At 70.4% G+C, this 1,925-nt stretch carries 4 protein-coding genes; all 4 read right to left on the bottom strand.

The window, feature by feature from the left end; all coding sequences use genetic code 11:
• Positions 1-32 precede the first annotated feature (32 nt).
• The 4 genes from rplO to rplR all read right to left on the bottom strand — a co-directional run bounded on the left by rplO (position 33) and on the right by rplR (position 1,855).
• Positions 33-536, bottom strand: coding sequence for a 50S ribosomal protein L15 (gene rplO, locus I53_RS22845; RefSeq protein WP_043355037.1), 504 nt, complete (start codon positions 534-536; stop codon positions 33-35).
• A gap of 10 nt (positions 537-546) precedes the next feature.
• Positions 547-738 carry a 50S ribosomal protein L30 gene (gene rpmD, locus I53_RS22840; protein ID WP_043355035.1) on the bottom strand — a complete coding sequence of 64 codons (192 nt, stop codon included), beginning with the start codon at positions 736-738 and terminating at the stop codon, positions 547-549.
• Positions 739-750: 12 nt separating this feature from the next.
• Positions 751-1,338, bottom strand: a complete 588-nt coding sequence (gene rpsE, locus I53_RS22835) for a 30S ribosomal protein S5 (RefSeq protein ID WP_043355033.1) — start codon at positions 1,336-1,338, stop codon at positions 751-753.
• Positions 1,339-1,492: 154 nt separating this feature from the next.
• A complete protein-coding gene (rplR, locus tag I53_RS22830) occupies positions 1,493-1,855 on the bottom strand; it encodes a 50S ribosomal protein L18 (protein WP_010686176.1) in 363 nt (120 codons plus the stop codon).
• Between the last annotated feature and the right edge of the window lie 70 nt (positions 1,856-1,925).

Genomic DNA, 1,925 nt, shown 5'->3' with positions numbered 1-1,925 from the left:
AAACCGTGCAACGGGTCCCGGCGTCGCTCCCGTCAGGCCGTCGCCGCCTCGCTGCCGCCGCGGGTGGAAGCACCCTGGGCGTAGACGACGGTGACCGAGCCGCCCGCCTTCTCGACCGCCTCGACGGCGGACTTGGAGGCGCGGGTGACCTCGAAGCTGAGCTTCGCGGTGAGCTCGCCGACGCCGAGCAGCTTCACGCCGTCGCGGGGACGGGCGATGAGGCCGGCGGCGACCAGGCTCTCCACCGTCACGGTGGCGGCCTTGTCGAGCTTGCCCGCGTCGACAGCCTCCTGGATCCGGCCGAGGTTCACCTCGTTCAGGTCCTGGGCGTAGAGGTTGTTGAAGCCGCGCTTCGGTAGGCGCCGATGCAGCGGCATCTGACCGCCCTCGAAGCCCTTGATGGACACGCCGGTCCGGGCCTTCTGACCCTTCACGCCGCGGCCCGCGGTCTTGCCCTTGCCGGAGCCGATGCCCCGGCCGACGCGCATCCGGTCCTTGGTGGCGCCGGGATTGTCGCTGATCTGGTTGAGCTTCATCGGGACCTCCTCACGCCACGTCGCCGTGGACGCGCACGAGGTGCGCAACCTTGCGGATCATGCCGCGCACGGATGGGGTATCCTCCAGCTCGGACACGCGGTGGAGCTTGTTGAGCTTCAGGCCGATCAGCGTCGCGCGCTGGCTGGCCTCGCGGCGGATCGGCGAACCGATCTGCTCGATGCGGAGAGTCTTCTGTGCCATCGGACCCTCCCCTTACGCGACCGCGGCTTCGGACTGGTCGGCCGGATCGGCATCGCGGCGGCGCGACTGGAGGGTCGACACCTTGATGCCGCGGCGGGCCGCCACGGAGCGCGGGCTGTCCTCGTTCTTGAGCGCCTCGAAGGTGGCGCGCACGAGGTTGTAGGGGTTCGAGGACCCCAGCGACTTGGCGACGACGTCCTGCATGCCGAGGGTCTCGAACACGGCGCGCATCGGGCCGCCGGCGATGATGCCGGTACCCTGCGGAGCCGCGCGGAGGATCACCTTGCCGGCGCCGTGGCGGCCGTTGACGTCGTGGTGCAGAGTCCGGCCCTCGCGGAGCGAGACGCGGATCAGGCCGCGCTTGGCGGCCTCGGTCGCCTTGCGGATGGCCTCCGGCACCTCACGGGCCTTGCCGTGGCCGAAGCCGACGCGGCCCTTCTGGTCGCCGACGACGACGAGGGCCGCGAAGCCGAAGCGACGGCCGCCCTTCACCACCTTGGCGACGCGGTTGATGTGGACGAGCTTGTCCACGAACTCGCTGTCGCGCTCCTCGCGATCATCGCGGCGGCCGCGGCCCCCGCCTTCCCGTTCACGTGCCATTGCTTTACCCGTTCATCTCACTGGCGCAGGCGGCGGGCCTGCTCGCTCGATTGCTTCGAATGCCGGACATGCACCGCACGTCCGGCCCGCCGTCGTTCAAAGATCCCGATCGGGGCCGCCGGCGGCGGATGCGCCGCCGGCGAGGTCCCTAAGATCAGAACTCCAGGCCACCCTCGCGGGCGGCCTCGGCCACGGCCGCGACACGGCCATGGTAGATGTAGCCGGAGCGGTCGAAGATCACCTTCGTGACGCCCGCGGCCTTGGCGCGCTCGGCGACCAGCTTGCCAACCGCCTTGGCGGCGGCGACGTCGGCGCCGGTCTTGAGTTCGCCCTTGAGGGCCTTGTCGATCGACGAGGCCGCGGCCAGCGTCTTGCCGGCGACGTCGTCGATGACCTGGACGTAGATCTGCTTCGACGAGCGGAACACCGAGAGCCGCGGGCGGCCGTTGGCGGCGGCCCGCAGCGCGCGGCGGACGCGCGCCTTGCGGCGATCGAGGGCTTCGAGCTTGCGAGACATGATGCCCTCCTTACTTCTTCTTGCCTTCCTTGCGGAAGATGAACTCGCCCGCGACTTCACGCCCTGCCCT

Source organism: Methylobacterium sp. B1, assembly GCF_000333255.1.
GTDB lineage: Bacteria > Pseudomonadota > Alphaproteobacteria > Rhizobiales > Beijerinckiaceae > Methylobacterium > Methylobacterium fujisawaense.
This window is presented reverse-complemented; position numbering and strand designations above follow the sequence as displayed.